This is a genomic window from Blastococcus sp. VKM Ac-2987 (assembly GCF_026967805.1).
Classification (GTDB): domain Bacteria; phylum Actinomycetota; class Actinomycetes; order Mycobacteriales; family Geodermatophilaceae; genus Blastococcus.
The window spans coordinates 660,371-685,706 of the sequence record NZ_JAPVBG010000003.1 but is presented as its reverse complement, the minus strand read 5'-3'; the positions used below and the strand labels follow the sequence as shown (position 1 = coordinate 685,706).

The window sequence follows — 25,336 nt, the reverse complement described above, 5'->3', positions numbered from 1 at the left end:
GCGATGCCGCCTCCCCGGTCCCGCGGTCGGGCGGCCGGTGTCCCCGGAGAGCGCTCGCTGCCGCTCCGGGACGCGACGCGGTCCTCCGGGCCGGCGACGGCCCGGAGGTCCACCCGGAGGGGGCGGGCCGGCCACCGGTCGACGACCGGGGCGCCGGCTGATCAGGGACGACGTCGCCGCGCGGGCGAGGGCTCGCCCGGGGTCGGTACGCCACGATGCTAGCCCCTGCTGGTGCGGCGCGGCGGACGGCGCCCGTCGGCGGGGTCCCCGCCGGGTGCGGAACAGGTTCCGGCCGGCCCGCGCTGGAGCGGTCGTGATCGACGCGCGGCTCTCCCTGCTGGACCGGTCCCGCACCCGGGTCGGGGAACCCGACACCGCCGCGCTGGACGGCACCGCCGGCCGCGCCGTCGACGCCGAGCGGCTCGGCTTCGACGGGTTCTGGGTGGCCGAGCACCACGGCGTACCCGGGATCTCGGGCGCCGCCCCGGCGGTCCTGCTGGCCGCCCTCGCCGGCCGGACGGCGACCATCCGGCTCGGCTCGGCCGGCGTGATGCTGCCGCACCACCAGCCGCTCGTGGTGGCCGAGCAGTTCGCCACGCTCACCGCCTTCGCGCCCGGCCGGGTGGACCTCGGTCTGGGCCGCTCCCCCGGCTTCACCCCGCCCGTGCGGCGGGCGCTGCGGGAGACCGAGCGCGACTTCGCCGCCGACCTGGCCGAGCTGCGGGCGTTCCTCACCGGGGCGGCGGAGATCACCGTGCACCCGCAGCCGGCCGCCCCCGTGCCGATGCACGTGCTCGCCACGGGGACGGGCCTGCAGGTGGCCGCCGAGCTCGGGCTGCCGGTGGTCGTCGGCGGCCCCCTGCTGGGGGTGGGCGGAGATCCCGAGCCGGGCCTGGCGGCCCTGGCCGGCTACCGGCGCGCGTTCCGGCCGTCGGCGCAGCAGGCGGAGCCGCGGGTGGCGGTCAGCCTCGACGTGCTCGTCGCCGACACCGCCGCGGAGGCCGCCGAGCTGCTCCTTCCGGAGGCGTGGGCGATGGCCCGGGCCCGCACCTCCGGATCGTTCCCGGCGCTCGAGCCGGTCGCCGCCGTGCGGGCCGCCGACCGCACACCCCGCCAGCAGCAGTACCTCGACCGGACCGCCGCGGCCGCGATCGCCGGCACCCCCGCCCAGGTCGCGGCACGCCTCGCCGAGCTGCTCGACCGGACGGAGGCCGCCGAGCTGGTGGCCGGCAGCAGCACCTTCGACCGGAGCGCGCTGGCCGCCTCCGACGCGGCGCTGGCCGCGCTGTTCGGCCGGGCCTGAGCCCGACCCGGGGTCAGCCGCCGACGGTCTGCTGCAGGTCGCCGCGCGGCGCCACCCGCAGCGCCCGGAAGGGCAGCCCCTCCGCACCGGGCTCCGCCCAGTCGAGCTCGACGGTCTGGCCGGCGCGGAGCTCCCCCGCGGCCGACGTGCCCGGCTCGACCACCGCCGCATCGGCCCAGCACCCGCCGGGCAGGTCCGGGGCCTCGATGAGCGCGCCGCTGCGCTCGTCGTCCCACCGGACCACGGTGCCGAAGGTGGTGCCGCCGCCGCTCATGCCCCCGAGGCTGCTCCGACGCCGCCCGGGAGGCAAGCCGGCGCTGCGCGGCATCCCGTCAGGCGCGCCGCCGGTGGCCGGGTGCCGGCCACCGGCGGCCCCGGTGCGCGGCCGCCCGCCGGGCGTCCTCCTGCCGCTGCGTGACGTCGACCCACTCGTCGATGGTCTGCCACCACCGGTACAGCCACTCGGTGCGCTCGGTCTCCCCGCGCGGCACCTCGGCGGCGGGGACGAACCACCAGCGCAGGTGCAGGGTCTTGTCCGTCGGGAGGTGCCGCCACAGGTCCCGGACCGTGCTGAGGTGCTCCAGCCCGGTGTGCGCGACGAAGACGACGTCGGCGTGCGGCGCCGCCCGCAGCGCCGCTCCCACCCCGGCCGGGCGCGGGGGCAGGACGTGCTGCATGGCCTCCGCGCGGCGCACCGCCTGCAGCAGCCCCCGGTCCCGCAGCCGCTGGATGGCCCGCACCCGGCGGCGCGGGGTGGCGTTGGCGCCCTCCGGGAAGATCAGCAGCGCGTCCTCCTCCCCCAGGTCCCGGGCGAGGTCCGCGATCGCCTCCGTCGCGCCGGCCCCCGCCGTCACGAAGTGGTTGGGCAGCCGGTTGAGGTAGACGTCGAGGAGCGGGTCGAGCTGCAGCACGTCCTTGAGCACGATCCGCGGCCGGCGCAGGTGGTCGCGGTCCATGAGCGTGTGCACCAGCAGGAACGAGTCACCGGGGCCGGCGTGCCGGGAGAGGACCACCATGGCGTTCGTCGAGCCGGGGCGGCCGTCGTCCAGCGGCGACCAGGACTCGCCGTCGGTGACCAGCCGCAGCGCGAACAGCCGCCGCGCCGCCCGCATCAGGACGTCGAGCAGCAGCCGCAGCACGGTGTAGTGGGCCGCCCGGTACCCCGCGGTGTGCGCGCGGCGGCCGAAGCCGGCGAGCACCCACAGCACCCCGGCGGCCGCGAGCCCGACGACCTGCAGCGCCAGGTACACCAGGGTGAAGCACAGCAGCCGGAGCGCCTGCCAGCGCCCCGGCAGCCACGCGGAGACGACCGCCGCGCCGATCACCAGGACCGGCAGCAGGGCGACCGCCGCCACCAGCGCGGCCACCAGCAGCGGCCCGGTGAGCCGGCGCACCCGGCGGGGTGGCAGCACCTCAGGCCCCGCCGACGGCCGGGCCGGACCCGTCCAGGTGCGCGCCGGCGGCGGCGTGGGCCCGGTCGATCCGGTCCGTCACCCCCGAGAAGTCGCGGTAGCGCAGGCTTCGCAGGTCACCGGCCGAGGGCGCGGCCTGCTCGCCGGAGGGCAGCACGTGCACCGTCACCCCGTCGGGCAGCGCGGCCAGGTCGGCGGCGAACCGGTGCCGCCGGGCGATCTCGAAGGCGACCAGCGCGACCTCCCACGGCCGGGTCGGCGGTCGCAGCGGTCGGTCGATCCGCCCGACGTGCAGGACGTAGATCGTGCCGGCCCCGAGCGCCACCGCCCGGCCCACCGGGATGCTGTGCACCAGCCCCCCGTCGAGGTAGTGCTCGCCGTCGAGCTCCACCGGCGGCAGCAGGCCGGGCACCGCGCAGGAGGCGAGCACCGCGTCGACCAGCCCGCCGTCGGTGAACCAGTGCTCCGCGGCCCGCTCGATGCTGGCGGCCACGCACTGGAAGGGCACCTGCAGCTCGCCGAAGGTGTGCACCGGCAGGTGCTCGGTGAGCAGGTCGCGCAGGGGCTCCCGCGCGTGGACGTGCGTGCGGGTGCGCACCAGGGTGCCGACGCGGGACAGCATCGAGCCGGCGAACACGCCGCGGGAGGTGAGCTCCGCCCACACGCCGCGCAGCCGCTCCACCCCGCCGGGCGTGGGATCGGCGGCGACCAGCGCCCCGTTGATCGCGCCCACGGACGTGCCCACGACGAGGTCGGGGCGGATCCCGCGCTCGAACAGGGCGTGCAGCATGCCGACCTCGGCCGCGCCCAGCACTCCCCCACCACCGAGGACGAATGCCGTGCCGCCGCCCCCGGGCGGCCCTCCTGTCGACGCCATGGGCACATCGTGCCAACCCGCACAGCGGGCCCGGCCGGGTGCCACGCGGCGCCGGAGGCGCTGCGCCGGCGACCGCGCGCTGGTTGACTCCCCGCATGGTCGAACCACTGCCCGAGCCCACCCCGGAACTCGATCCGGACCAGCCGGTGCCCGACGACGCCGGCGAGCTGCTCCCCGACACCCCCGAGACGCTCCCGCCCCCGCCCATCGAGGCGACGCCGGACGACCCGGGCGGCGACCCCGGCGGCGTGCCCGAGCCGGCCTGACCGGCGCCGGCGGACCAGCGAGACAGGAGACGACGTACATGTGGGCCCATCGGCTGCGCGGACCCTTCAGCTTCGAACAGGTGGAGATCGACGCACCGCGCGCCGACCAGCTCCCCGACGGGCAGGTGCTCCTCGCGCCGCGGGCCGGCGGCATCTGCGGCAGCGACCTGCCCTACTTCAAGGGCCTGCCGTTCGCGCACGCCGCCAGCCGCGGGACACCGACGTCACCGGCGCCCGGCTTCCCGCTGCACGAGGTCGTCGGCGAGGTCGTCGCCAGCCGGCACCCGGCGCACTCCGCGGGCGACCTGGTCGTCGGCTGGGCGTCGTCCTTCGACGGGCTGGCCGAGCTGGTGGTGACCGACGGCGAGGGGCTGGCCGGCTACGACACCGCCCTGGCGCCGACCACCGCGGTGATGCTGCAGCCGCTGGCCTGCGTGCTCTACGCCGTCGAGCAGCTCGGGGACGTGCGCGGCCGGACGGTCGCGGTCATCGGCCAGGGGCCCATCGGGCTGCTGTTCAGCCACGTGCTCAAGGCGCGCGGCGCGGGCCACGTCATCGGGGTGGACCGGGTCGACCGCAGCGCCGCCGCGGCGACCTTCGGCGTGGACGAGACCGTCACCGCGACCGCCACCATGTGGGCGGCGACCCTGGCCGAGGCCGACCGCCCCTCCGCCGTCGTCGAGGCGGTGGGCCACCAGGTGACCACGCTCGAGGACTGCCTGCAGTGCGCCGCCCCGGGTGGGCAGGTGCTCTACTTCGGCATCCCCGACGACCCGGTCTACCCGCTGGACATGCTGACGTTCCTGCGGAAGAGCCTGGTCCTGCGTGCCGGGGTCACGCTGGAGCGGCGCCGGGTGCTCCGGGACGCCGGGAGCTACCTCGCCGAGCACCCGGCGCTCCGGGATGCCTACGTGACCGACGTGCACCCGGTCGGCGACGTGCAGGCCGCGTTCGCCCAGGCCGTCCAGCCCCGGCCCGGCCAGTACAAGATCGCGCTCGACCTGGGGTGACGACCGTCGGCGCCGCCCGGGCTCAGGCGGCGCCGACGCCCACGGTGGCGACCTCGATCCGCCCCGCGCGCGGGCCGGGGCGCCAGCTCGGCGCGGTGCAGACGAAGAGGGTGCGGCCGTCGGCGCCACCCAGGGCGCACGCGTAGGACAGCGAGCCGCTTCCCACGGTCACCCGGTCGGTCACCTCGCCGCCGTCCCGCACGCGCAGCACCTCGGGCGAGCGGGCGGTGGCGACCCACACCTGGCCCTCGGCGTCGAGGCAGATCCCGTCGGGGGCGACGCCGGGCAGCTCGGCGAAGACCCGCCGCCCGGACAGCGACCCGTCCGCGGCGACGTCGAAGGCGGTCAGCCGGGCCGCGTAGGTCTCGGCGACCACCAGGGTCGCGCCGTCGGGGCCGAGCACCATCCCGTTGGGGAAGACGACGTCCTCGGCGGCCACGTGCACCGAGCCGTCGGGGTCCACCCGCAGCAGCGCCGTCGGCTCCGGTGCCGCCCCGGCCTCCAGGTCGAAGCCGAAGCTGCTGACGTAGGCCCGGCCGGCCGGGTCGACGAGCAGGTCGTTGGCCCGGAAGCGGGTGGCGCCGGTGAGGTCGGCGTGCAGCCGGGGCCCGTCGGCACCCACCCGCAGGAGGGCCCGCCGCACCATGGAGACCACGAGCAGGTCGCCCCCGGGCAGCCAGCCGAGCCCGGACGGGCTGTCGTCCAGCTCCAGGGCCACCGACAGCCCGCCGTCGGGCGCCAGCCGGCGCACCACGCGGTCGTGGAAGTCGGAGAACCAGAGCCGGCCCTCGTGCCAGCGGGGCCCCTCCGGGAAGCCGAGGTCCTCGGCGAGGACGGTGGTCGTCGTCACGCCGGGCACCGTAGCCGGGCTCACCCGCCGGTGGCGTCCCGGGCGGGCTCGGCGGACCGGGGCAGCCGCCCCATGAGGAAGAACTCGGGGTTCGGCGTGATCGCCGCGAAGTGCGCCAGCCGGTTGGACAGGGCGAAGAACGAGGTGATCATGCCGACGTCCCAGACGTCGTCCTGGGTGAGGCCGTGCTCGGCGAGCCCCGCCAGGTCGTCCGCGGTGACGGCGGCGGGGTCGGCGGCCAGCCGGGTGGCGACCGCGAGCACCGCGTGCATCCGCGGCGACAGCGGCGCCTTGCGCCAGTCGACGGCGACGTGGTCGGCGATGTGCGGGTCCTTGGTGCGGACGCGGGCCACCGCACCGTGCGCCACGACGCAGTACAGGCAGTCGTTGCCGGCGCTGGTGGCGACCACGATCAGCTCCCGGTCGGCCTTGGACAGCCCCGGGGTGTCCTTGTCCATGAGGGCGTCGTGCATCGCGAAGAACGCACGGGCCTCGTCCGGCCGCCAGGCCAGCGCGGCGAAGACGTTGGGCAGGAAGCCGGACTTCTCCTGGACCTCCGCGTAGCGCTCGGCGAGGTCGGCCGGCAGCTCGTCCGCCGGCCGGAGGGGGAAACGGCTGATCGGGATCTGGGTCACCGCCCCACTCTGGCAGCGACGCCCCCGGTGCGCGACGTCCCCGGGCCCTCGACGTGCGCGCGCCTCCGCCCCGTGGTGACCTTGACGGCAGGAGCGGTACCCGCGCCGGACCCGCCGGTGCGCCGGCGGACCGGGAGGGCGCATGCGACGGGTCCATCTCGTGGCCACGGGTGGCACCATCGCCAGCCGGCAGGGGCCGGACGGCCTCGCCGCCACGACCCCCGCCGTCGAGCTGCTCGCCGCGGCCGGACGCCCGGACGGCGTCGAGGTCACCGTCAGCGACCTGAGCACCGTCGGCAGCTACGCGCTGTCCGGAGCCGACCTCCGGCGGCTGGTCGCGGAGGTGCGCCGGTGCCTGGCCGACGACGTCGACGGCGTCGTGGTCACGCACGGCACCGACACCATGGAGGAGTCGGCCTACCTCGCCGACCTGGTCCACGACGACCCGCGCCCGGTGGTGTTCACCGGCTCCCAGCGCCCGTTCGACTCCCCCGCCCCCGACGGCCCGGGCAACCTGGGCGCCGCCCTGCGGGTGGCCGCCGCACCGGCGGCCCGCGACCTGGGCGTGCTGCTCTGCTTCGACGGGCAGGTCTTCCCCGCCCGGGGGGTGCGCAAGGTCGAGACCCTGCGCAGCGCCGCCTTCGCCGCGCCCGGCCGGGGCCCCGTGCTGCAGGTGGCCGACGGGCCCCCGGTGCCGCTGGCCCGCCCGGTGCGGCCGACGCCGCTGCCGCTGGACCTGGACCGGGAGCTGCCGCGCGTCGACGTCGTCGCCTGCTACCTGGGTGCCGACGCCGCGCTGCTGCGCGCCGCGGTCGCGGCCGGCGCGCAGGGCGTCGTGCTGGAGGCCTTCGGGGCGGGCAACGTCCCGCCCGACGTGGCGGCGGAGGCCGGCCGGCTCGTCGCCCGCGGCATCCCGGTGCTGGTCTGCTCCCGGGTGCCCTCGGGACCGGTCGCGCCGCTCTACGCCGGTGGCGGCGCCGGGCTGGCCAGGGCCGGGGCGCTGTTCGCCGGTGACCTGAGCCCGTGGCAGGGCCGGCTGCTGCTGGCCGCGGCGCTCTCCCTCGACCCGACCGAGCCGCACCGGTGGCTGGCCGACCGGCTGCCCCCCGGCCCCCCGACCCCGCCCGAGGCCGCGCGCGGCCACCCGGAGAGGAACGAACAGGCATGAGCAAGGAGATCTACGTGGCCTTCGGCGTCGACATCGACGCGGTGGCCGGCTGGCTCGGGTCCTACGGCGGCGAGGACTCGCCCGACGACATCTCCCGCGGGCTCTTCGCCGGTGAGGTCGGCGTGCCCCGCATCCTCGAGCTGTTCCGGCGCCACGGGCTCACCCAGACCTTCTTCTGGCCGGGGCACTCCATCGAGACGTTCCCGGAGCAGTTCGACGCCTGCGTCGCGGCCGGCCACGAGATCGGGGTGCACGGCTACAGCCACGAGAACCCGATCGCGATGAGCCGGGAGCAGGAGCAGGCGGTGCTCGACCGCTGCATCGACCTCATCGAGCAGCGCACCGGGCGGCGCCCCACCGGCTACGTCGCGCCGTGGTGGGAGTTCAGCCAGGTCACCAACGAGCTGCTGCTCGAACGCGGCATCACCTACGACCACTCGCTCATGCACCGGGACTTCGAGCCCTACTACGTGCGGGTGGGCGACAGCTGGACGAAGATCGACTACTCGCAGCCGGCGGAGAGCTGGATGAAGCCCCTGGTGCGCGGCGAGGAGACCGACCTGGTCGAGATCCCGGCGAACTGGTACCTCGACGACCTGCCGCCGATGATGTTCATCAAGTCCAGCCCCAACAGCCACGGGTTCGTCAGCCCCCGGGACATCGAGCAGTCGTGGCGCGACCAGTTCGACTGGGTGTACCGCGAGCAGGACTACGCCGTCTACACGATGACGATCCACCCCGACGTGGCCGGTCGGCCCCAGGTGCTCCTCGCGCTGGAGCGGCTCATCGAGCACATCAACACCCACGACGGCGTCACCTGGGCCACGTTCGACCAGATCGCGCAGGACTTCCTCCGGCGCCGCCCCCGGCCGGGCGGGGGTTCGTGAGGTCAGGGCGCGCCTGATGTGCGGCGCCTGCGGCACCGCCGCGGTCACGTCCGCGGAGGACCTGCTCGCCGGGGCCGGCCCGGCGCAGCGGGCCGCGCGCGCGGCGGCGGCCGGCCGGCTGCTGACCGGCCGGCCGGTGCGGGTCTCGACCTGGCGCGGCGGTTACCTGGTCACGGCCGCGACCGGGCGGGCCCGGGTGGCCGCGGACCTCGACCAGCTGTGGGACGCCGCCGGGCTGCCGCGCGCGGCGCCCGGCCGTGCCTGCGCCCGCGCGGGGTGGGCCTGGTCCGCGCGCCCGGCCGGGTGGGATCTCCAGGCGGCCGTCGTCTGGCTCTCCGCGGCCGTCCGCCGCGGCGACGTGATCGGCTCCGCCCTGCCCGACGGGCCGACCGACCGGATCGGCGTCCGCGCGCCCGATCCCGGCCGGGCGCTCGCCGGCCTGCTCGCCTTCGCGTCCGGGGCCGACCCGGCTTGCCCGCCCGCGCCGCCGTCCGTCGCGTCGGACGCGTCCGGCCGGAACGGCGCCTAGCCTCGCAGACGTGGGTTTCACCGTTCCCGACGCGCACCTGCTCGCGCTCGACGCGCACGACGGGCAGGTCGACCAGCACGGGGACGACCACTACCTCGCCCACCTGCGGCCGCTCGGCGCCGCCCTGCGCCGGTACGGTCCGGACGCCGAGATGGCCGGCCTGCTCTCCGACATCGTCGCGACCACCCGCGACCACCCCGATCCCGAGCGCCGCTACGACCTCGACCGGCTGCGCGGCCTCGGCGTCCCCGAGGTCGTCGTCGAGGCGGTCGACGCGGTGACCCAGCGCCCCGGCGAGGCCTACATGTCCGGCCTCGTCCGGCGGGCGGCCGCCCATCCCCTCGGCCGCCTGGTCATGCTGGTCGGCAACAGCCGTGATCTTGCCGCCGGCGCCGCCCTGGCCGCCACCGACCCGGACAAGGCCCGCACCCTGCGCGAGGGCCGCTACCGACCGGCGCGCCGGATCCTGCTCGCCGCCGAGGCCGCCGACCGCCGGTACGGGTGCCGCGTCCTCGTCTGAGGTCGCGGGGCGGCCGGGCCCCCGGGGGCCGGCCGGGATCAGCCCGGGAGGACGTCCAGCCGGATGGTCTCGGGCAGCCCGCGCAGCCGGTCGGCCACGTCCGCGCCGAGCGTCCCCCGCACGTCGGTGACCGCGTACCCGACCGTGCCGGTGGTGGTGAGCAGCTGCTGCTCGACGTTCATCCCGCCCTCGGCGAGCACCCCGGCCAGGTGGGCCAGGGCACCGGGCTGGTTCCGGTGCAGCAGCAGCAGCCGGGTGGCGCCGTCCAGCCGCGGCAGCTGCACCTCGGGGAGGTTCACCGACAGCCCGGTCACCCCGGCCCGCAGGTAGCCGACCAGCTTGCCGGCGACGAAGTCGCCGATGTCCTGCTGCGCCTCCTCGGTGGAGCCGCCGATGTGCGGGGTGAGGATGACGTTCGGCAGCCCGCGCAGCTCGGACTCGAACGGGTCACCCGCGCCGGCCGGCTCCTTCGGGAAGACGTCGACGGCCGCGCCCGCCAGGTGACCGCTGACGATGCGCTCCCGCAGCGCCCCGTGGTCGACCAGGAACCCGCGGGAGAGGTTGAGGAAGATCGCGCCCTGCGGCATCAGCCCGAACTGGGCGTCGCCGAACATCCCGCTGTTGCCCGGGCGGCCGTCGACGTGCAGCGAGACGACGTCGGAGTCGCCGAGGAGCTCCTCGAGGGTGGCGCACCGGCGGGCGTTGCCGAGCGCCAGCCGGTCGGCGGTGTCGAAGAAGCGCACGTGCATGCCGAGCGCCTCGGCGAGCACCGAGAGCTGGCTGCCGATCTTCCCGTAGCCCACGATGCCCAGCCGCCGGCCGCGCAGCTCGTGGCTGCCCTTGGCCGACTTGCGCCACTCCCCGGCGTGCATGGCGTCGTCCTGGACGGTGAGCCGGCGGGTCAGCGCGATGATCTCGGCGACGGCGAGCTCGACGACGCTGCGGGTGTTGGAGAAGGGCGCGTTGAACACCGCGATCCCGCGCTCGGTGGCGGCCTGCAGGTCGATCTGGTTGGTGCCGATGCAGAAGGCGCCGATCACCCGGAGGTCGGGGGCCTGCTCGAGCACCTCGGCGGTGACGTGCGTGCCCGAGCGCAGACCCAGCACCTGCACGCCCGCCAGGCGGGCGGCCAGCTCTCCGCCGCCCAGGGCCCGGTTCTCCCGCTCGACCTCGATGCCGGAGAGGTCGAGCACCTCGGCCGCCACCGGGTGGATCCCCTCGACCAACAGTGCCTTCAGGTCGTTCACGCGCTCTCCCCTGCTCCTCCGCACCGACGTCGACGGCGCCGCCCCGCCGTCCGTGCGGGACGGGCACCAGCATGCCTGCCCGCCTCCGCCGCCGACCGGCCGGGGATCAGCCCAGCAGCGGACGGACGTTCTCCGTCCACACGTCCCAGCCGACCCGGCCGATCAGCGCGGTGACCACCACGAGGAAGACCACCCGGATGAAGCCGCTCCCCCGGGCGGTCGCCGTCCGGGAGCCGATGTAGCCGCCGAGCATGTTCGCCGCGCCCAGGACCAGCCCCAGCCCCCAGAAGACCGCCCCGGCGGGGGCGAAGAACAGCAGCGCGCCCAGGTTCGTGGCGACGTTGACGATCTTGGCCTTGGCGCTGGCGTTGAGGAAGTCGTAGCCGAGCAGGGAGACCATGGCGAAGACGAGGAACGACCCGGTCCCCGGGCCGAGGATGCCGTCGTAGAACCCGATCACCGCCCCCACTCCCCCGGCGACGACGTGGTGCCGCCGCCCGGTGTGCCGCAGCGCCGTCACCTCGCCCAGGTCCGGCCGCAGCACGGTGAACGCGGCGATGGCGATCAGCGCGACCACGATGACCGGCTTGAACACCGCGGCCGGCAGCGCGGCGGCGACCGACGCCCCGGCGAAGCTGCCGCCCAGCGCGATCGCGGCCATGGGCAGCGCGGTCCGCAGGTCGGGGTGCACCCGGCGGTAGAAGGTGACCGCGCTGGTGGTGGTGCCGAAGATCGAGGCCAGCTTGTTGGTGGCCAGCGCCTGCACCGGGCTCATCCCCGGGACGAGGAGGAGCGCGGGGAGCTGGACGAGCCCGCCCCCGCCCACGACGGCGTCGATCCACCCGGCGGTGAGGGCGGCGAGCAGGAGCAGCAGCAGGATCCCCGGGGTCACCCCCTCGGGCAGCAGGTCGGCCGGGACGGCGTCCAGCATTCCGCCGTCGACCTCCTCGTACCCCGCCCCCTCGTCCCCGGGCGCCTGACGCAGAACGGTAGGGCCCGTCCCCCGCCGACCCGACCGCGGGGTGCCGACGGCGGTCCCGCGCGCGGACCGGCGGGCGCGCGGACCGGGATCAGGTGCGCGGGGAGCCGGCTCCGCGGGACGCCGCGAGGCGCCGGTTCACCACGGCCACCTGCTCCGGGGAGCCGATCAGCCCACCGATGGCCTCCTGCTCGGCCTGCAGCCCCTCGGCGAGGCCGACCCGGCCGGCGAGGTCGACCAGGCGCTTCACGTGCCGGGTGGCGGTCCGGCTGTGCCCGGCGATCTCGCGGGCCAGCGCGCCGGCGGCCTCGAGCGGGTCGTCGGCCAGCCGGGTGGCCAGGCCGAGGCGCACCGCCTCCGCGCCGTCGACCTGCCGGCCGGTCAGCGCCAGGTCCTTGGCGACGTCGCGGCCCACGAGCTCGGGCAGGAGCTGGGTGCCCATCATGTCCGGCACCAACCCCCAGTGGACCTCCATCACCGCCAGCCGGGTGTCCGGGGCGACGATTCGGATGTCGGCCCCGAGGGCGATCTGCAGCCCCCCGCCGAGCGCCACGCCGTGCACCGCGGCGATCACCGGGGCCGGCACGAGCGACCACACGTGCACCGCCTGCTGCGCCAGGGCACGCGCCGCCCCGAGCGGCTCCCGGGGCGCCGCGGCACCCGACCGGCGGCCGTCGCCCATCGCGGCGAACTGGGCGAAGTCCAGCCCGGCGCAGAAGGCGCGGCCGTTCCCGGCGAGCACCACGGCACCGACGTCGTCGCGCGTCATCAGCTCGGTCCCCGCGGCGACCAGCGCCTCGAACATGGCGGGGTCCAGCGCGTTGAGCTTCTCCGGCCGGTCGAGCCGCACGGAGGCGACCCCGTCGGTCACGTCGAGGGTCACGCGTCGGTCCTGGTCGCTCACGGCTGCCTCCGGGAGGTCGTCGGCCGCACCGTCGCGGCCGGGACGGATGCTAGTGAGCGCCTGGCCGCGCCCGCCGCCGTCCCTGGCCGGTCAGCCGGTGAACGCGCGGATCTCCGCCAGCCGGGCGGGGGTCACGGTCTTGAGCCGGGCGACGGCGCGGGCCAGCGGCACCAGCTCGATCTCCGTCCCGCGCAGCGCGACCATCTGCCCGGTGTGCCCCTCGTGCGCGGCGATCGTGGCGTGCAGGCCGAAGCGGGTGGCCAGCACCCGGTCGAAGGAGGTCGGCGTCCCGCCGCGCTGCACGTGGCCCAGCACGGTGGCCCGCACCTCCTTGCCGGTCCGCCGCTCCAGCTCCTCCCCGAGCTGCTGGGTCACGCCGGTGAAGCGGCGGTGCCCGAACTCGTCGACGCCGCCCCGCCGGAAGGCCATCTGCCCCGGCAGCGGCTCCGCCCCCTCGGCGACGACGCCGATGACGTGCGAGTCGCCGCGGGCGAAGCGCTCGCAGACCAGCCGGACGACCTCGTCGACGTCGAAGGGCTCCTCGGGCACCAGGGTGAGGTGCGCGCCGGCGGCCAGGCCCGCGTGCAGCGCGATCCACCCGGCGTGCCGGCCCATCACCTCGACCAGCAGCACCCGCTGGTGGGACTCGGCGGTCGTGTGCAGCCGGTCGATGAGCTCGGTGGCGATGCTCACCGCGGTGTCGAAGCCGAAGGTCAGGTCGGTGCCGTCGATGTCGTTGTCGATGGTCTTGGGGATGCCCACCACCGGCACGCCCGCCTCCGACAGCAGGTGGGCCGCGGTCAGGGTGCCCTCGCCGCCGATCGGGATGAGCACGTCGATCCGGTGCTCGTCGAGGGTGCCGATCATCTCGTCGATGCCGGCGTTCAGCTTCTCCGGCGCCACCCGGGCCGAGCCGAGGGTGGTGCCGCCGCGGGTCAGCAACCCGTCGACGGCGGCGACGTCCAGCGGCGTCGTCCGGTTCTCCAGCAGCCCGCGCCAGCCGTCGCGGAAACCGACCACCTCGCTGCCGTAGTGGGTGCCCGCGGTGCGGACCACCGAGCGGATCACGGCGTTGAGGCCGGGGCAGTCCCCGCCTCCGGTCAGTACTCCGATGCGCACCGGCTGGCTCCTCGCGGTCGTGGGCCGGGACACGACCGACCATACGTCATGACGTCTAGACGACACGGCGACGCGCGGGCCCGCCCGCCGCCGTCGCCGCGTGCCGGGACCGGGCCGTCAGCGGCCGGGGCGGAAGGGGTTGCGGCCCGGGCGGAACAGCGTCTCCTGCGTGAAGCTGGCCGCCAGCACCCCGCCCGGCGTGGTGATCGAGCCGGTGTACCAGCCGCGGCCGCCGGAGACGGTGCGCGGGACCATGTCCATGAGCACCCAGTCGTCGAGCCGGGCGTGCCGGTGGAACCAGACCGCGTGGTCCAGGCTCGGCCCGGGCGCGGCCTCGTCCTCGGGCAGCGCGGAGAGCCCGGTGCCGATGTCGGACAGGTAGGCCAGGACGCAGGCGTGCACCAGCGGGTCGTCGGGCAGCGCGACGGTGGCCCGCGCCCAGAAGCGGGTGGGCAGGTGCGCCGACGGGAACGGCTGCGCGGGCCGGCGGGCGGCCATGGAGAACAACCGGGGCAGGTCGAACGACGGCAGCGTGCCGGGCACCTCGACCGTGGGCGTCTCCTGCACCTGCTGGTCGGGCCCGGGCCCGGGCACCGCGAAGGAGGAGGACATGCTGAAGATGACCTCGCCGCCCTGGATGGCGACCACCCGGCGGGCCGAGAAAGAGCCGCCGTCCCGGTCCCGGTCGACCCGGAAGATCGTCGGGCGGGCGGCGTCGCCGCTGCGCAGGAAGTACCCGTGCAGCGAGTGCGGCAGCCGGTCGGCGGCCACCGTGCGGCCCGCGGCGAGCAGCGCCTGCGCGGCCACCTGGCCGCCGTAGAGCGGGAACGGGTCGGTGAACAGCAGCGTGCTGCGGTACAGGTCCCGGTCGAGCTCCTCCAGGGCCAGGACGTCGAGCACGCTCGGCTCGGCTCCGGATCGGTCCTCGCCGGTGCCGGCCGCCACGGTTCCCACGCCGGGACAGTAGCCGCCGCCCCCTGGTCCGCCCGACGGGTTCCCGGTACGCCCACCGGCCGCCCCGACCGGGCCGGGAGGTGCACCGAGGGCGCGCGGTGGCCGCGGAACGCGCCACGGGCGCACACCGCCCGACGGGAGCGCCGCCCGGGGCGGGCCGACCGGGGGCGGTGATCACCGGGCTCTGTAGCGTCGTCCGCCAGGTGGTGAGCGGCCGCCGGCGCGACCAGGAGCGGAGCAGCGATGAGCGAGCCACGGCGGAACGGCGACGGGCGCCCGGGTCGCAGGCGGACCCCGTGGATCGGCGAGGTCGTCCGGACCTCGTGGACCACCCCGCACATGGTCCGCGTCGTGCTCGGCGGCGAGGGCCTGGCCGGGTTCCCCGAGGGCGAGTTCACCGACCGCTACGTGAAGCTGCTGTTCCCGCCCCGAGACGCCGCCTACGCCGTCCCCTACGACGTCGAGCAGGTGCGCGCCGAGCTGCCGGCCGACCGGTGGCCGGTCACCCGCACCTACACCGTGCGCGCCTGGGACGCCGGCGCCGGTGAGCTGACCATCGACTTCGTGCACCACGGCGACGAGGGGCTCGCCGGGCCCTGGGCCGCCGCGGCGCGCCCCGGCGACCGGATCCAGTTCATGGGCCCGGGCGGCGCGTACGCGCCCCGGCCGGACGCCGACTGGCACCTGCTGGCCGGCGACGAGGCCGCGCTGCCCGCGATCGCGGCGACCCTCGACCGGCTGCCCACCGGCGCACCGGCGCGGGTGCTCGTCGAGGTGGCCGGGCCCGAGGAGGAGCAGCCCGACCTGGCGGTGCGGCCCGGCGTGGAGCTGCGCTGGCTGCACCGCCACGGCGCCGAGCCCGGCGAACTGCTGGTCGACGCCGTGCGGGCTGTCCCGCTGCCACCGGGGTGCGGGCACGTCTTCGTGCACGGCGAGGCCTACGCCGTCCGGGAGCTGCGCCGGCACCTGCGGGCCGAGCGGGGCCTCGACCCGGCGTGGACGTCGATCTCCGGCTACTGGCGGCGGGGCGACACCGAGGACCGCTGGCAGTCGGGCAAGCGCGAGTGGAACGCCGCCATCGAGGCCGAGGACGCCGTCGGCCGCTGACCGTCAGCCCCCCAGCGGCGGGGCGAGCTCCCCCGCGCCGGGCGCCTCCGGGCCGACGACGGGGTGCACCACCCCGGCGCTCCCGCCGCCGCGGCGCTCCACCTCCGCGGCGGCCAGCACCAGCCCGCCCGGCAGGTACTCGATGCCCGTGGCCGCCCCGAGCTCCTCCACCACGGTGAACTCGTGCCCGAGCGCGGTCAGCGCCTCGCCGTACGCGTCGACGAACGCCGGCTCCGCGCTGACCGCGGACGTGTTGCGCTGGCTGGCCCGCGGAGCGCCGATCGCCTCCGCGAGGTCCATGTTCCGGTCGATGCGGTTCACCAGCGTCTGCAGGACCGTGGTGATGATCGTGCTGCCGCCCGGGGAGCCGAGGGCGAGGACCGGCTCGCCGTCGTCCAGCACGATCGTCGGCGCCATGCTGCTGCGCGGGCGCTTGCCCGGAGCCGGCAGGTTCGGCTCGGGACGGGTGGGGTCGGCGGCCTGGAAGGTGAAGTCGGTCAGCTCGTTGTTGAGCAGGAACCCGCGGCCGGGCACCGTGATCCCGCTGCCACCGGTCTGCTCGATGGTCAGCGTGTAGCTGGCGATGTTGCCGGCGGCGTCGCCGACCGTGAGGTGGGTGGTGGACGGCCCTTCCGTGCCCTCCTCCGCCGTGGGCCCCTCGCCGGCCGGGCACGGGGCGTACTCGCCGTCCGGGCTGCCCGCGGGGACCGGCTTGGGCAGCGCGGTGTCCGGGGCGACGAGGCAGGCCCGCTCCCGGGCGAACTCGTCCGAGAGCAGCTCGGCCAGCGGCACCTGGTTGTACGCCGGGTCGCCCACGTAGGCGTTCCGGTCGGCGAACGCCAGCGCGCTGGCCTCCAGGTAGGCGTGCAGCACCGGCACGTCGGGCAGCGAGGCGAGCGGGAAGGGCTCCAGGATGTTCAGCGACTCCCCGACGGTCGAGCCGCCGCTGGACGGCGGGGCCATCCCGTAGACCTCGAGCCCCCGGTAGTCGACCCGGGTCGGCTCCCGCAGCGGCGCCTCGTACAGCGCCAGGTCGACGGCCTCCAGCAGACCCGGCCGGACCTCCGCGACGCCCTCCGCCTCGGGTGGGTCCTGCACCGTCGCCACGATCTCCTCGGCCAGCTCCCCGGTGTAGAGCGGGTCCACCCCCTTGCCCGCCAGCAGCCGGTAGGTCTCGGCGAGGTCGGGGTTGCGGAACACCGAGCCCACCTCGGGCAGCGCGCCGCCGGGGAGGAACAGCTCGATGGTGGGCGCGAACAGGCGGAACCTCTCCTCGTTCTCCGCCGTCTGCTGCCGGAACGTCTCGTCCACGACGAAGCCCTCGTCGGCGAGCCGGGTCGCGCCGCCGAGCGCGTCGGCCAGCGACCAGGTGCCGAACTCCTCCAGCGCCGTCACCCAGGTGGCCGGGGTGCCCGGCGTGCCCACCGACAGGCCGCTCGAGACGGCCTCGGCGAACGGGATCGGGTCACCCGCCTCGTCGAGGAAGGCGTCCGCCCCCATGGCCAGCGGTGCGGTCTCCCGGCCGTCGATCGTGGTGACCTCTCCGGTGGCGGCGTCGTAGTAGACGAAGAAGCCGCCCCCGCCGATGCCGGCCGAGTAGGGCTCGGTCACCCCCAGCGCGGCGGCCGCGGCCACCGCGGCGTCGGCGGCGTTGCCGCCGGCGGCCAGGACGTCCAGCCCCACCTGCGTCGCGTCGGGGTCGACGGTGGCGACCGCACCTCCGGTGCCCACGGCCAGCGCGCGCCGCTCCGGTGGAGCGGCCCCCGGGGCATCGCCCGGCGCTGCGCTGGCGGGGCCACCGGCCACCAGGGAGCCGCCGGCGAGCACGGTCAGGGCCAGGAGGGTGGTACGCGGACGCGGCATGGGAACTCCTCGGGGGTGCTCGCTGCGCAGGGGTACATGGGACACCCGCGGGGACGGGCGCGCCAGCCGTCCGGGCACCCCGGTCCGGGCGGGCCGCCGTAACACAACCGTCGTGCCTGCTCAGGCCGCCGGCGGGTAGCCGGGAAGGCATGGACCCCTCCGCGCAGCTGCGCACCGCCGACCGCGACGAGCTCCTGCGCCTGGCCCGGGCACAGGGCATCCCCGGCCGGAGCAGGATGACCAAGGACCAGCTGGTCGCCGAGCTGCGGCAGCGGGAGCGGCAGACGCCGCTGCACGAGACCGACGAGCCCGGGACGGGCCGGCCGCAGATCAGCTCCCGGGTCGACGCGTTCCGCCAGCTCGCCGAGGCACGCGCGGCCGGCGAGATGGTGCTGATCCCCCGCATGCTCACCGGCAACGACCGCCGGGTGCACGTGCGGGAGACCGTGCGCGAGGACCACGAGACCCGCATCGCGACCGGCGACCTGGAGGCGCGGGCCAAGTTCGACAAGCTCGCCGGCTCGGTCTTCCACTTCTTCCGCGGCACCAACCTGCTCTTCTACCGGGACCTGGTCGGCGAGGACGCCCGGCTGCCCACGGTGCTCGCGCTCGGCGACGTCCACCCCGGCAACTTCGGCGTCATGCCCAGCTCCGACAACGTGCCGATCTTCGGCGTCAACGACTTCGACGACGCCTACTACGCGCCGTTCACCTGGGACCTCAAGCGGGGCGCTGTCGGCTTCATGCTCGGCGCGGCCGAGAAGTCCGGGCACGGCCGGAAGAAGCAGCGGGCCATCGCGGAGCGGTTCGTGCGCGGCTACGCGGCCGGCATCGCCTCCTACGCCGCGGATGGCCAGGAGCAGACCGAGCAGCTCCGGATGGACAACGCGCCGCCGCTGATCCGGCAGCTGATCGCCGGCACGCTCGAGACCAGCCGCGCCGACTGGCTGGCCGGTCTGCTGGACGAGACCCGCAGCGGCTTCCGGACCGACGAGGAGCTGGTACCGGTCAGCAGCCGCCGGAAGGAGTTCCAGGAGCTGGTCGACCGCTACGTCGCCGAGAACGGGGTGCCGGTGCCCGAGCGGGCCGGCCGGATGCGGGTCAAGGACGTCGCCGAGCGGCGCGGCGCCGGCACCGCCTCGCTCGGGCTGACCCGGTACTACGTGCTGATCGCGGGCGTGCGCGACGACGGGACCGACGACCTGCTGCTGGAGTTCAAGCGCGCCCGCCGCTCGGCGCTCGCCGGGCTGGTGCCGCCGTCCGGCTACGAGGTGGACGGCCAGGCCGACCGGATAAGACACGCCCAGCGGGTGCACCTGGTCAGCGGGGATGTCTTCTACGGCAGCGTCGACATCGACGGCGAGAGCTTCATGGTGCGCGAGCGGGCGCCCTACCGGGACGACATCGGCCTGGGCTCCCTCTCCCCGCGGGAGTGGAAGCAGTACGCCGGCATCTGCGGCCGGGTGCTGGCGCACACCCACGCGATGTCCGACGAGACCGGGAACGTCGACTACGACGTCGAGCCCGCGATCCTGGATGCCATCGGCAACCGGGACCTGTTCGTGGACGACGTCCTGCGGTTCGCCGAGGAGGCAGCCGACCGGGTGCGCCGGGACCACGGCTACTTCACCGCCGACCACGCGCTCGGCGCCTTCCGCAGCGTGGACGTCGTCTACCGCTGAGCCGGCGCCGTCGCACCCTCCTCCCGGGTGAGATCGCGTCACCGTGCCTCCTCAAGCTCCGCCACCGAAGGCCGATGGAGGAGGCAGAGCCAGAGGAGGCACGGTGACGATCGGTGCACGGAGCAGGACCACGGCGGGGCGGCGGCGCTGGGGGCCCCTCGTGGTCTCCGGGGTGCTCGTCGCCGTCATGGGTGCGCTCGGGCTGCTGTCCACGCAGCAGGCCGGCGAGCTGGCCGTCGACCAGCACCGGGCGGACCGCGTCCAGAACACCAGCTTCGCCGGCCAGCTCACGGCGCAGGTCGTCCGCGACGGTCTCGGCCAGCTGGCCTCCGTACTCGCGGCGCAGGAGGGCGCGGGCGTGCCCGCGTTCGGCGCCACGCCGGGGACCGACGCCGCCGGCCAGGACGAGGAGCGCATCCGCAGCCTGGTGGTGAGCGCGGGCGACGCGATGAACCGCGGCGCGGCCGTCGTCAACCCGCTCGGCCAGGTCGTGGCGTCCTACGCGCCGACGGGAGAGACGGCCTCGCCCTCCGACCCCGGGTTCAGCCCCCTCCTCGCGGCGCTCACCGACGCCGGCGCGGACCGCCTCCCGCTGTCCGGCATCGTCCGGATCGCCGACGAGCCGGCTCTGGCGCTGGGTGTCCCCGTGGCGCTGTCCGACGGGTCCACCGGGCTGTTCATGTGCGCCTGGGCCGCCCGGGAGGCCTCCGGCGACTACGTCACCGGCGGTGCGGGCGAGGGCTGGATCGTCGACGGGGCGGGCCTCGTGGTCGGGACGGCCGACCGGCAGGCGATCGGCTCGCCGTTCCCGTACCCCCGCGCCCTCGCCGCGGTGCGGTCCGGCGGCGACCAGGGCATCGCGGACACGACCGACGACGGGACCGACCACGTCGTCAGCTGGCAGCGGGTCCCCGGGACGACGTGGCTGGCCGTGAACGTCCAGACGAAGGACGCCTTCCAGGGCCACCTGGACCGCGCCTCCCTGCGCACCGGGGCGCTGGTCCTCGCCATGCTGCTCATCACCGGCACCGCGCTCGTCGTCCTGAGCCGCCGCCGCGAACGGGCCATGGCCGTCATCGCCTCGACCGACGAGCTGACCAGGATCCACAACCGTCGGGGCTGGTTCGAGCTGGCCGAGCAGGAGCTGGCCCGGGCCGCCCGGAACGGCGAGCGCCGCCTGGCCGTGTTCATCGACCTCGACGGCCTCAAGCAGGTCAACGACGTCCTCGGGCACGAGGAGGGCGACCGCGCCATCGCGTCCGCCGCGTCGGTCCTGCGGGCCGCATGCCGGTCCGGCGACGTGGTCGGCCGGCTCGGCGGTGACGAGTTCGTCGTCCTGCTCGGCGACGGCACCGACGAGGCGGAGGTCCGGCGGCGGCTGGCCGCGGCCCTCGACGACTTCAACTCCGCGTCCAGCGCCGCCTTCGAGCTCCGGTTCTCCATCGGCGCCGAGTCGTGGGACCCGCACCGGCCGTGCTCGGTGGAGGACCTGGTCCGCCGCGCCGACGAGCGGATGTACGCCGACAAGCAGTCCCGCACCGACCGCTACGTCAACCTGATCCGGATCCCGGCGAAGGCCTGATCCCGGCGGCCTCGGCGTCGTCCTGCGCGACGTCGCCGGGGAAACCCTCGGCGTCGGCCGGCCGCGGCCGCGCCCCCTTCCGGAACGAGGCCTCCACGCGCTGGAAGCCCTTGTAGCGCTCGCTGCGGGCGTAGCCGGTGTAGGCCCGGACGTCGGCCGGGGTCAGCTCGACGTCGTCGGTGAACGGCGTGAGCAGCGACCGGGGGTACAGCCGCCGGTGCCGGACGACGTTGATCTCCGCGGCCAGCACGACGACCAGCGCCTGCAGGTAGATCCAGACCACCAGGCCGAGGATCACGCCGAAGATCCCGTAGACGTCGCTGGACCGCGTCACGTACGTGCCGAAGTAGTACGTGCCCAGCACGTGCAGCAGTTCCCAGAGGACCGCCGCGATGACGGCGCCGACGGCGACGTTGCGCCAGTCCAGCCGGCGCGCGGTGAGCACCTGGTAGACCACCAGGAAGATCGCGACGTTGATCGCCAGGCTGGTCAGCGTGGCCGTGACCGCGACCACCGGCCCCGAGACCGGCAGGGCGCCGGAGAAGGTCTGCACGAAGGCGGTCAGCGCCGTCGAGACCACCGCCCCGAGCCCGAGGGCCAGCACGAGCAGCAGGCTGCGCAGCCGGGACAGCAGCGGGTTGGGCTGGGCGAAGCGCGGCACGGCGTAGATGCGGTTCAGCGCCGCCTGCGCCGCCTGCATGACGCCCAGCCCGCCGTAGAGGCTGCCCAGGATGCCGATGCCCAGCGCGAGGCCGCTCCCCCGGAAGGTGCCGATGTTGTCGACCAGCACCGGGCCGAGCAGCGGGAAGTCCGACAGCGCGGACTCCAGGATCCGCTGCTGCAGCCCCGGGTCGTCCTGCAGCACGAAGCCGAGCACGGAGGTCAGCATCAGCAGCAGCGGGAACAGCGAGACGAAGCCGTAGTAGGTGATCAGCGCGGCGAGGTGCGGCCCGCGGTCGTCGGCGAACTTGTAGACCACCGCCAGCGGGAAGGCCACCGAGGGGTGCCGGGCCTGGAAGGCGTCGAGCCGGTCGGTGACCCCCATCCGTGCCCCCCTCCCTCGTCGGCGGCTACCCGGCCGTCGTCAGTGCGCTCACCACCGCCGGGTAGATCTGCTCGGCGACCGCCTGCAGCTCGGCGTCCGTGCGGTCCTGGACCGGGTGCGGCACCAGGACGTAGGGCGCCGGGAACCCGAGCGCCTCGCCCTGCAGCCGGGAGGCGTCGGCGAACGCCTCGCTGGCGAGGAAGACCCCCACCACGCCGCGCCGCTCCAGGTCTGCGATGTCGTGCACACTGCACGACGTGCAGGAGCCCTAATCGGCGAGGGCCTCGATGACCACCTCGCACTGCTCGGCGATCTCGTGGCGCAGGTCGACCGGGGCGGTCCGGGCGAACGTTGGCTTGCGGTACCGGCGCACCAGCGCGCCGTCCGCGGTCAGCAGCTGCTCGAGCCGGTCCAGGACGACGTCGCCGCGGGCCTTGCTGATGTCGAGCAGCCCGACGCTGCGGCCGCGCAGCGACTCGGGGCGGGGCAGCAGCTCCCGGGCGGCCGCCTGCCGCTCGCCGGTCGGGTCCAGGACGGTTCTCATGCGCGCACCTCTCGTGTCACGGGGACGCTTCCCGTCGCACCGGCCACCCAGCCGCCGACGATCGCGCTGAACAACCCGGCGTCGCCGCCCGCGGAGGCGACGAGCAGCCCGCCGGGGCGGAACTTCGGGAGGGTGCCCTCGAACGGGGCGGGCAGGCCTTCGGCCATGCCGCCGGCGCCGCGCAGCAGCTCGTCGGCCGGCAGCGCGAGCAGCTGCTCCAGCTCGGCCAGCAGGCGGGCCCGGTCCCAGCCCGCCTCGCGGAACACCCGGCCGTGCTCCGGGGAGACGACGAGCATCGCGTCGAAGGCCATCGGCAGCTTGGGGTGCGCGTTGACCCGCAGGCACGCGGCGAACGTCCGGGACAGCGACTCCGGGTCACGGCTGAGCTGGTCCACCACCGGCTGCACGCCCGATCCGGCGAAGACCGTGACGGCGTCGCCCGGGACGCCGCGGTCGGCGGCCAGCGGCGCGAAGGGGCTGGTCTCCTCCCGCTCGGCGAAGCAGAAGGTGTACTTGCCGGGGTTGCCCAGCGTCGCGCGGTCGACCCCGCCCGGTACTCCCCCGCCCACGTTGCGCACCACCAGTTGCAGCGCGCGGCCGATCGTGGCGTTCGCGCGGTTGCCCTGCCCGAGCGCGTTGACGCCGCTGTTCATCCCGATCCGGGCCGCCACCGGGCCGTTGACCACGACGACGGGGCCGGCGAAGTACGTCGTCGCCAGGAGACCGTGCAGCGCGAACTCCTCCGCGGAGGCGGCCTCCAGCGCGGCCAGCACGACCGGCAGGTGCTCCGGCAGGCAGCCGGCCATCACCGCGTTGACGGCGACCTTCTCGACCGTGCACTCCACCAGGTCCGGCGGCACGAGCGCGACCACCTCGGCCGGGTCGCGGGTGGTGCCGCGCAGCATCCGCACCACCCGCTCCGGCGTCGGCGGGACGACGGGCAGCCCGTCGGTCCAGCCGCGGTCGAACAACGCCTCGTGCTCGTCCTCGAGGTCGGCCAGCTCCACCCGCCGGCTGGCCAGGCCGCTGCCGCCGTAGCGCGCCTCCAGGGCGTCGACCCGGAACGGGTCCACCGACAGCGAGCCGCAGCCCGGCCGGTGCTCGGGCAGCTCGGGGCCGAGCCCGGCCACGCCGGTCAGCTCCTCCCACTGCTCCCGGCTCCAGCCCACGACCCGGGCGGTCTCCTCGCCGTCGGTCACCCGCAGGAGCGTGGGGACGGTCTCGATGCCGAGCCGGTAGGACAGCTCCAGCTCGGTGTCGTCCCCGGGGAACCAGCCGGCGTCGTCCTGGCACCACACGGCCGCGCCCAGCCCCCGCAGCACCGGCTCGACCAGCACGCAGGTCGGGCAGTCGCGCTTGACCACGGCGACGAGACCGTCAGGGAGGCGCACTCCCGGACCGTACCGAGGTGCCGCTCCCCCGGCCACCGGCGCTCGGGGGGATCGCTACCGCTCGGCGCGCAGGTCCTCCGGGTCGTGGGGGACGCGTGACCGCGCGGCCAGCAGCTGCTGCCACTCCGCGCGACCGCTCGCCCCGGGGCGGGCCGACAGGGCGAACAGCGCCACCACCGCCAGGACCGCCACCAGACCGACGACGGAGGCGAGGACGTCCCAGTCGAACAGCGGCGGGACCGTCAGGTTGCCGGGGGCCGGCGAGTCGGGAGGCGAGGTCATGACCAAGGGTGTGCCCCCGGCTCGCGGGAGTCGATCCGGCGCGCGCCGTCACTCACCCGCAGGTGGCAGATCACCCAGGGCGATGGCCGGCGACCGCGCCGACCGGACCGGGTGCCCGCCCCACCCGGCCGGGTGAGCCCGGGCTCCGGAGGCGGGCGGGGCGCCGCACCAGCCCCCTACCGTCGGTGCGATGGCAACCAGGCGGGGACACGAGGCGACCTGATGAGCACTGCGACGCAGCACGAGATCCCGACCCGGCTCACCGGCGGCGACCTGCCGGCCGAGCGCGGCCGGCCGAACGTCACGGGCGACCTGCCCACCCTCTTCCGGGCCGAGCCGATGTTCGCCCGGGCGCTGGCCGGTTACGACCGCTTCCAGGTCGACACCTACGTCCAGTGGGCGGAGGACGAGCTGGCGACGGCGGAGCGGGAGCGCGAGCACCTGCTGGCCCGCTGCCTGGACACCCAGGCCGCCCTCACCGAGGCCCGGGAGCTGCTCGACCACTCGGCCGGCGGCGGCGAGTTCCTCCGCCTGTCGGACCGGATGGGGTCAATGCTCGCCGCCGCGGCCGACCAGGCCGCGGGCATCACCGCCGAGGCCGAGGCCGTGCTCGCCGCGGCGCAGGCGGACGCGGAGGAGCTGACCGCCCGTGCCGCCGTGGAGCTGGCCGACGCCGGGCTCCGCGCCCGGCAGACCGTGGCCGCCGCGACCGAGCAGGCCGACGGGATCCTCGCCGCGGCCCGCCGGGCGCTCGCGGACGCCGAGCAGGCCCGCCGGGACGCCGCCGAGGAGGCAGCAGCCCGCGTCGCGCAGGCGCGCGCGGTGGAGCAGGCCGCCGCCGAGCACGCCGCCCTGCTCGCGGAGCAGGCCGCGGCCGACGTCGCGCACCTCCGGCTGCAGGGCCGGGACGAGGTCGTCCGGATGCTGGCGACCGGCCGCGAGGAGCGCCGGCGCGCGGACGCCGCGGCGGAGGCGGAGCGGGAGCGCCTTGACGCCGTGGCCACCGGGCGCCGTGCCGCGCTGCTGGCGGACCTGGCAGCCCTCGAGCACCGGCGGTCCGCGCTCGAGGCGGAGCTCCGGCGCACGGCCGGCTCGATCGCGCTGCCGACGGAGGGCCCTCGGGTTCCGGCGCGCGGGCGCCTCCTCAGCCGCCTCCGCTGACGGCCGACCCGGCGGCGAC

General features: G+C 76.0%; 25 protein-coding genes and 1 pseudogene. 11 read left to right on the top strand and 15 right to left on the bottom strand.

Going from position 1 to position 25,336, the window contains the following annotated elements:
- The first annotated feature begins 313 nt into the window (after nt 1-313).
- The gene (locus O2W17_RS18555; RefSeq protein WP_269193927.1) at nt 314-1,303 is read left to right on the top strand and encodes an MsnO8 family LLM class oxidoreductase; all 990 of its coding nucleotides are present in this window, start codon (nt 314-316) and stop codon (nt 1,301-1,303) included.
- A 13-nt stretch (nt 1,304-1,316) separates the two neighbouring features.
- On the opposite strand, the gene O2W17_RS18550 is transcribed toward O2W17_RS18555, so the two are convergent.
- Genes O2W17_RS18550 through O2W17_RS18540 form a run of 3 tightly spaced genes read right to left on the bottom strand, consistent with a single transcriptional unit; the run spans nt 1,317 to nt 3,592 of the window.
- Nucleotides 1,317-1,577 carry a hypothetical protein gene (locus tag O2W17_RS18550; RefSeq protein WP_269193926.1) on the bottom strand — a complete coding sequence of 87 codons (261 nt, stop codon included), beginning with the start codon at nt 1,575-1,577 and terminating at the stop codon, nt 1,317-1,319.
- Between the two features lie 58 nt (nt 1,578-1,635).
- The gene (locus tag O2W17_RS18545; RefSeq protein ID WP_269193925.1) at nt 1,636-2,715 is read right to left on the bottom strand and encodes a lysophospholipid acyltransferase family protein; all 1,080 of its coding nucleotides are present in this window, start codon (nt 2,713-2,715) and stop codon (nt 1,636-1,638) included.
- Between the two features lies 1 nt (nt 2,716).
- Nucleotides 2,717-3,592: a patatin-like phospholipase family protein gene (locus O2W17_RS18540; protein WP_269193924.1), complete on the bottom strand. Its 876-nt coding sequence runs from the start codon at nt 3,590-3,592 to the stop codon at nt 2,717-2,719.
- 95 nt (nt 3,593-3,687) lie between these two features.
- On the opposite strand from O2W17_RS18540, the gene O2W17_RS18535 reads away from it, so the two are divergent.
- Entirely contained in the window at nt 3,688-3,858 is a 171-nt protein-coding gene (locus tag O2W17_RS18535) for a hypothetical protein (protein ID WP_269193923.1), read from the top strand.
- Between the two features lie 38 nt (nt 3,859-3,896).
- A complete protein-coding gene (locus tag O2W17_RS18530; RefSeq protein WP_269193922.1) occupies nt 3,897-4,868 on the top strand; it encodes a zinc-binding dehydrogenase in 972 nt (323 codons plus the stop codon).
- A gap of 22 nt (nt 4,869-4,890) precedes the next feature.
- Here O2W17_RS18530 and O2W17_RS18525 read toward each other — a convergent pair whose 3' ends face one another.
- Together O2W17_RS18525 and O2W17_RS18520 are read right to left on the bottom strand one after the other, a co-directional pair.
- Nucleotides 4,891-5,718 (bottom strand): SMP-30/gluconolactonase/LRE family protein, encoded by an 828-nt coding sequence (locus tag O2W17_RS18525; RefSeq protein WP_269193921.1) that lies wholly within the window; start codon nt 5,716-5,718, stop codon nt 4,891-4,893.
- Nucleotides 5,719-5,738: 20 nt separating this feature from the next.
- Nucleotides 5,739-6,353: a peroxidase-related enzyme gene (locus O2W17_RS18520; RefSeq protein ID WP_269193920.1), complete on the bottom strand. Its 615-nt coding sequence runs from the start codon at nt 6,351-6,353 to the stop codon at nt 5,739-5,741.
- Nucleotides 6,354-6,495: 142 nt separating this feature from the next.
- Here O2W17_RS18520 and O2W17_RS18515 point away from each other — a divergent pair, with 142 nt between their 5' ends.
- Genes O2W17_RS18515 through O2W17_RS18500 form a run of 4 tightly spaced genes read left to right on the top strand, consistent with a single transcriptional unit; the run spans nt 6,496 to nt 9,457 of the window.
- Nucleotides 6,496-7,521, top strand: coding sequence for an asparaginase (locus O2W17_RS18515; RefSeq protein WP_269193919.1), 1,026 nt, complete (start codon nt 6,496-6,498; stop codon nt 7,519-7,521).
- Complete coding sequence (locus O2W17_RS18510; protein ID WP_269193918.1) at nt 7,518-8,408, top strand: polysaccharide deacetylase family protein; 891 nt, start codon at nt 7,518-7,520, stop codon at nt 8,406-8,408. The genes O2W17_RS18515 and O2W17_RS18510 overlap by 4 nt, the downstream gene beginning before the upstream one ends.
- 16 nt (nt 8,409-8,424) lie before the next feature.
- Nucleotides 8,425-8,937, top strand: a complete 513-nt coding sequence (locus O2W17_RS18505) for a hypothetical protein (RefSeq protein ID WP_269193917.1) — start codon at nt 8,425-8,427, stop codon at nt 8,935-8,937.
- 10 nt (nt 8,938-8,947) lie between these two features.
- Nucleotides 8,948-9,457 (top strand): phosphohydrolase, encoded by a 510-nt coding sequence (locus O2W17_RS18500; RefSeq protein ID WP_269193916.1) that lies wholly within the window; start codon nt 8,948-8,950, stop codon nt 9,455-9,457.
- A gap of 38 nt (nt 9,458-9,495) precedes the next feature.
- Here O2W17_RS18500 and serA read toward each other — a convergent pair whose 3' ends face one another.
- The 5 genes from serA to O2W17_RS18475 all read right to left on the bottom strand — a co-directional run bounded on the left by serA (nt 9,496) and on the right by O2W17_RS18475 (nt 14,660).
- The gene (gene serA / locus O2W17_RS18495) at nt 9,496-10,704 is read right to left on the bottom strand and encodes a phosphoglycerate dehydrogenase (RefSeq protein ID WP_269193915.1); all 1,209 of its coding nucleotides are present in this window, start codon (nt 10,702-10,704) and stop codon (nt 9,496-9,498) included.
- A gap of 106 nt (nt 10,705-10,810) precedes the next feature.
- Nucleotides 10,811-11,635 carry a TSUP family transporter gene (locus tag O2W17_RS18490; RefSeq protein WP_269193914.1) on the bottom strand — a complete coding sequence of 275 codons (825 nt, stop codon included), beginning with the start codon at nt 11,633-11,635 and terminating at the stop codon, nt 10,811-10,813.
- 139 nt (nt 11,636-11,774) lie between these two features.
- Nucleotides 11,775-12,566: a crotonase/enoyl-CoA hydratase family protein gene (locus tag O2W17_RS18485; RefSeq protein WP_269193913.1), complete on the bottom strand. Its 792-nt coding sequence runs from the start codon at nt 12,564-12,566 to the stop codon at nt 11,775-11,777.
- A 111-nt stretch (nt 12,567-12,677) separates the two neighbouring features.
- Entirely contained in the window at nt 12,678-13,706 is a 1,029-nt protein-coding gene (locus O2W17_RS18480; RefSeq protein ID WP_269193912.1) for an ATP-dependent 6-phosphofructokinase, read from the bottom strand.
- A gap of 117 nt (nt 13,707-13,823) precedes the next feature.
- Entirely contained in the window at nt 13,824-14,660 is an 837-nt protein-coding gene (locus O2W17_RS18475) for an acyl-CoA thioesterase (RefSeq protein ID WP_269193911.1), read from the bottom strand.
- A gap of 243 nt (nt 14,661-14,903) precedes the next feature.
- Here O2W17_RS18475 and O2W17_RS18470 point away from each other — a divergent pair, with 243 nt between their 5' ends.
- Nucleotides 14,904-15,767, top strand: a complete 864-nt coding sequence (locus O2W17_RS18470; protein ID WP_269193910.1) for a siderophore-interacting protein — start codon at nt 14,904-14,906, stop codon at nt 15,765-15,767.
- 3 nt (nt 15,768-15,770) lie between these two features.
- On the opposite strand, the gene ggt is transcribed toward O2W17_RS18470, so the two are convergent.
- On the bottom strand, nt 15,771-17,630 hold the full coding sequence (gene ggt / locus O2W17_RS18465; RefSeq protein WP_269193909.1) for a gamma-glutamyltransferase: 1,860 nt from the start codon (nt 17,628-17,630) through the stop codon (nt 15,771-15,773).
- Between the two features lie 149 nt (nt 17,631-17,779).
- Here ggt and O2W17_RS18460 point away from each other — a divergent pair, with 149 nt between their 5' ends.
- The gene (locus O2W17_RS18460; RefSeq protein ID WP_269193908.1) at nt 17,780-19,312 is read left to right on the top strand and encodes a DUF2252 family protein; all 1,533 of its coding nucleotides are present in this window, start codon (nt 17,780-17,782) and stop codon (nt 19,310-19,312) included.
- 103 nt (nt 19,313-19,415) lie between these two features.
- Complete coding sequence (locus O2W17_RS18455; RefSeq protein WP_269193907.1) at nt 19,416-20,894, top strand: GGDEF domain-containing protein; 1,479 nt, start codon at nt 19,416-19,418, stop codon at nt 20,892-20,894.
- Here O2W17_RS18455 and O2W17_RS18450 read toward each other — a convergent pair.
- The 4 genes and pseudogenes from O2W17_RS18450 to O2W17_RS18430 all read right to left on the bottom strand — a co-directional run bounded on the left by O2W17_RS18450 (nt 20,863) and on the right by O2W17_RS18430 (nt 24,156).
- The gene (locus tag O2W17_RS18450; protein ID WP_269193906.1) at nt 20,863-21,939 is read right to left on the bottom strand and encodes a YihY/virulence factor BrkB family protein; all 1,077 of its coding nucleotides are present in this window, start codon (nt 21,937-21,939) and stop codon (nt 20,863-20,865) included. The two genes, O2W17_RS18455 and O2W17_RS18450, sit on opposite strands and share 32 nt — an antisense overlap.
- A 25-nt stretch (nt 21,940-21,964) precedes the next feature.
- A pseudogene (locus O2W17_RS22220) lies at nt 21,965-22,483 on the bottom strand (UGSC family (seleno)protein).
- Nucleotides 22,480-23,874 carry a thioredoxin family protein gene (locus O2W17_RS18435; protein WP_269193903.1) on the bottom strand — a complete coding sequence of 465 codons (1,395 nt, stop codon included), beginning with the start codon at nt 23,872-23,874 and terminating at the stop codon, nt 22,480-22,482. Before O2W17_RS18435 ends, O2W17_RS22220 begins: the two are co-directional and overlap by 4 nt.
- 54 nt (nt 23,875-23,928) lie before the next feature.
- Nucleotides 23,929-24,156 (bottom strand): hypothetical protein, encoded by a 228-nt coding sequence (locus O2W17_RS18430; RefSeq protein WP_269193902.1) that lies wholly within the window; start codon nt 24,154-24,156, stop codon nt 23,929-23,931.
- 222 nt (nt 24,157-24,378) lie between these two features.
- Here O2W17_RS18430 and O2W17_RS18425 point away from each other — a divergent pair, with 222 nt between their 5' ends.
- Nucleotides 24,379-25,317, top strand: a complete 939-nt coding sequence (locus O2W17_RS18425) for a hypothetical protein (RefSeq protein WP_269193901.1) — start codon at nt 24,379-24,381, stop codon at nt 25,315-25,317.
- The last annotated feature ends 19 nt before the right edge of the window (nt 25,318-25,336 follow it).

Excerpts from the sequence above, each read along its gene's own strand:
- O2W17_RS18550 (WP_269193926.1), bottom strand. The coding sequence starts at position 1,577 with ATGAGCGGCGGCGGCACCACCTTCGGCACCGTGGTCCGGTGGGACGAC.
- O2W17_RS18540 (WP_269193924.1), bottom strand. The coding sequence starts at position 3,592 with ATGGCGTCGACAGGAGGGCCGCCCGGGGGCGGCGGCACGGCATTCGTC.
- O2W17_RS18535 (WP_269193923.1), top strand. The coding sequence starts at position 3,688 with ATGGTCGAACCACTGCCCGAGCCCACCCCGGAACTCGATCCGGACCAG.
- O2W17_RS18530 (WP_269193922.1), top strand. The coding sequence starts at position 3,897 with ATGTGGGCCCATCGGCTGCGCGGACCCTTCAGCTTCGAACAGGTGGAG.
- O2W17_RS18515 (WP_269193919.1), top strand. The coding sequence starts at position 6,496 with ATGCGACGGGTCCATCTCGTGGCCACGGGTGGCACCATCGCCAGCCGG.
- O2W17_RS18510 (WP_269193918.1), top strand. The coding sequence starts at position 7,518 with ATGAGCAAGGAGATCTACGTGGCCTTCGGCGTCGACATCGACGCGGTG.
- O2W17_RS18505 (WP_269193917.1), top strand. The coding sequence starts at position 8,425 with ATGTGCGGCGCCTGCGGCACCGCCGCGGTCACGTCCGCGGAGGACCTG.
- O2W17_RS18490 (WP_269193914.1), bottom strand. The coding sequence starts at position 11,635 with ATGCTGGACGCCGTCCCGGCCGACCTGCTGCCCGAGGGGGTGACCCCG.
- O2W17_RS18470 (WP_269193910.1), top strand. The coding sequence starts at position 14,904 with ATGAGCGAGCCACGGCGGAACGGCGACGGGCGCCCGGGTCGCAGGCGG.
- ggt (WP_269193909.1), bottom strand. The coding sequence starts at position 17,630 with ATGCCGCGTCCGCGTACCACCCTCCTGGCCCTGACCGTGCTCGCCGGC.
- O2W17_RS18460 (WP_269193908.1), top strand. The coding sequence starts at position 17,780 with ATGGACCCCTCCGCGCAGCTGCGCACCGCCGACCGCGACGAGCTCCTG.
- O2W17_RS18450 (WP_269193906.1), bottom strand. The coding sequence starts at position 21,939 with ATGGGGGTCACCGACCGGCTCGACGCCTTCCAGGCCCGGCACCCCTCG.
- O2W17_RS18430 (WP_269193902.1), bottom strand. The coding sequence starts at position 24,156 with ATGACCTCGCCTCCCGACTCGCCGGCCCCCGGCAACCTGACGGTCCCG.
- O2W17_RS18425 (WP_269193901.1), top strand. The coding sequence starts at position 24,379 with ATGAGCACTGCGACGCAGCACGAGATCCCGACCCGGCTCACCGGCGGC.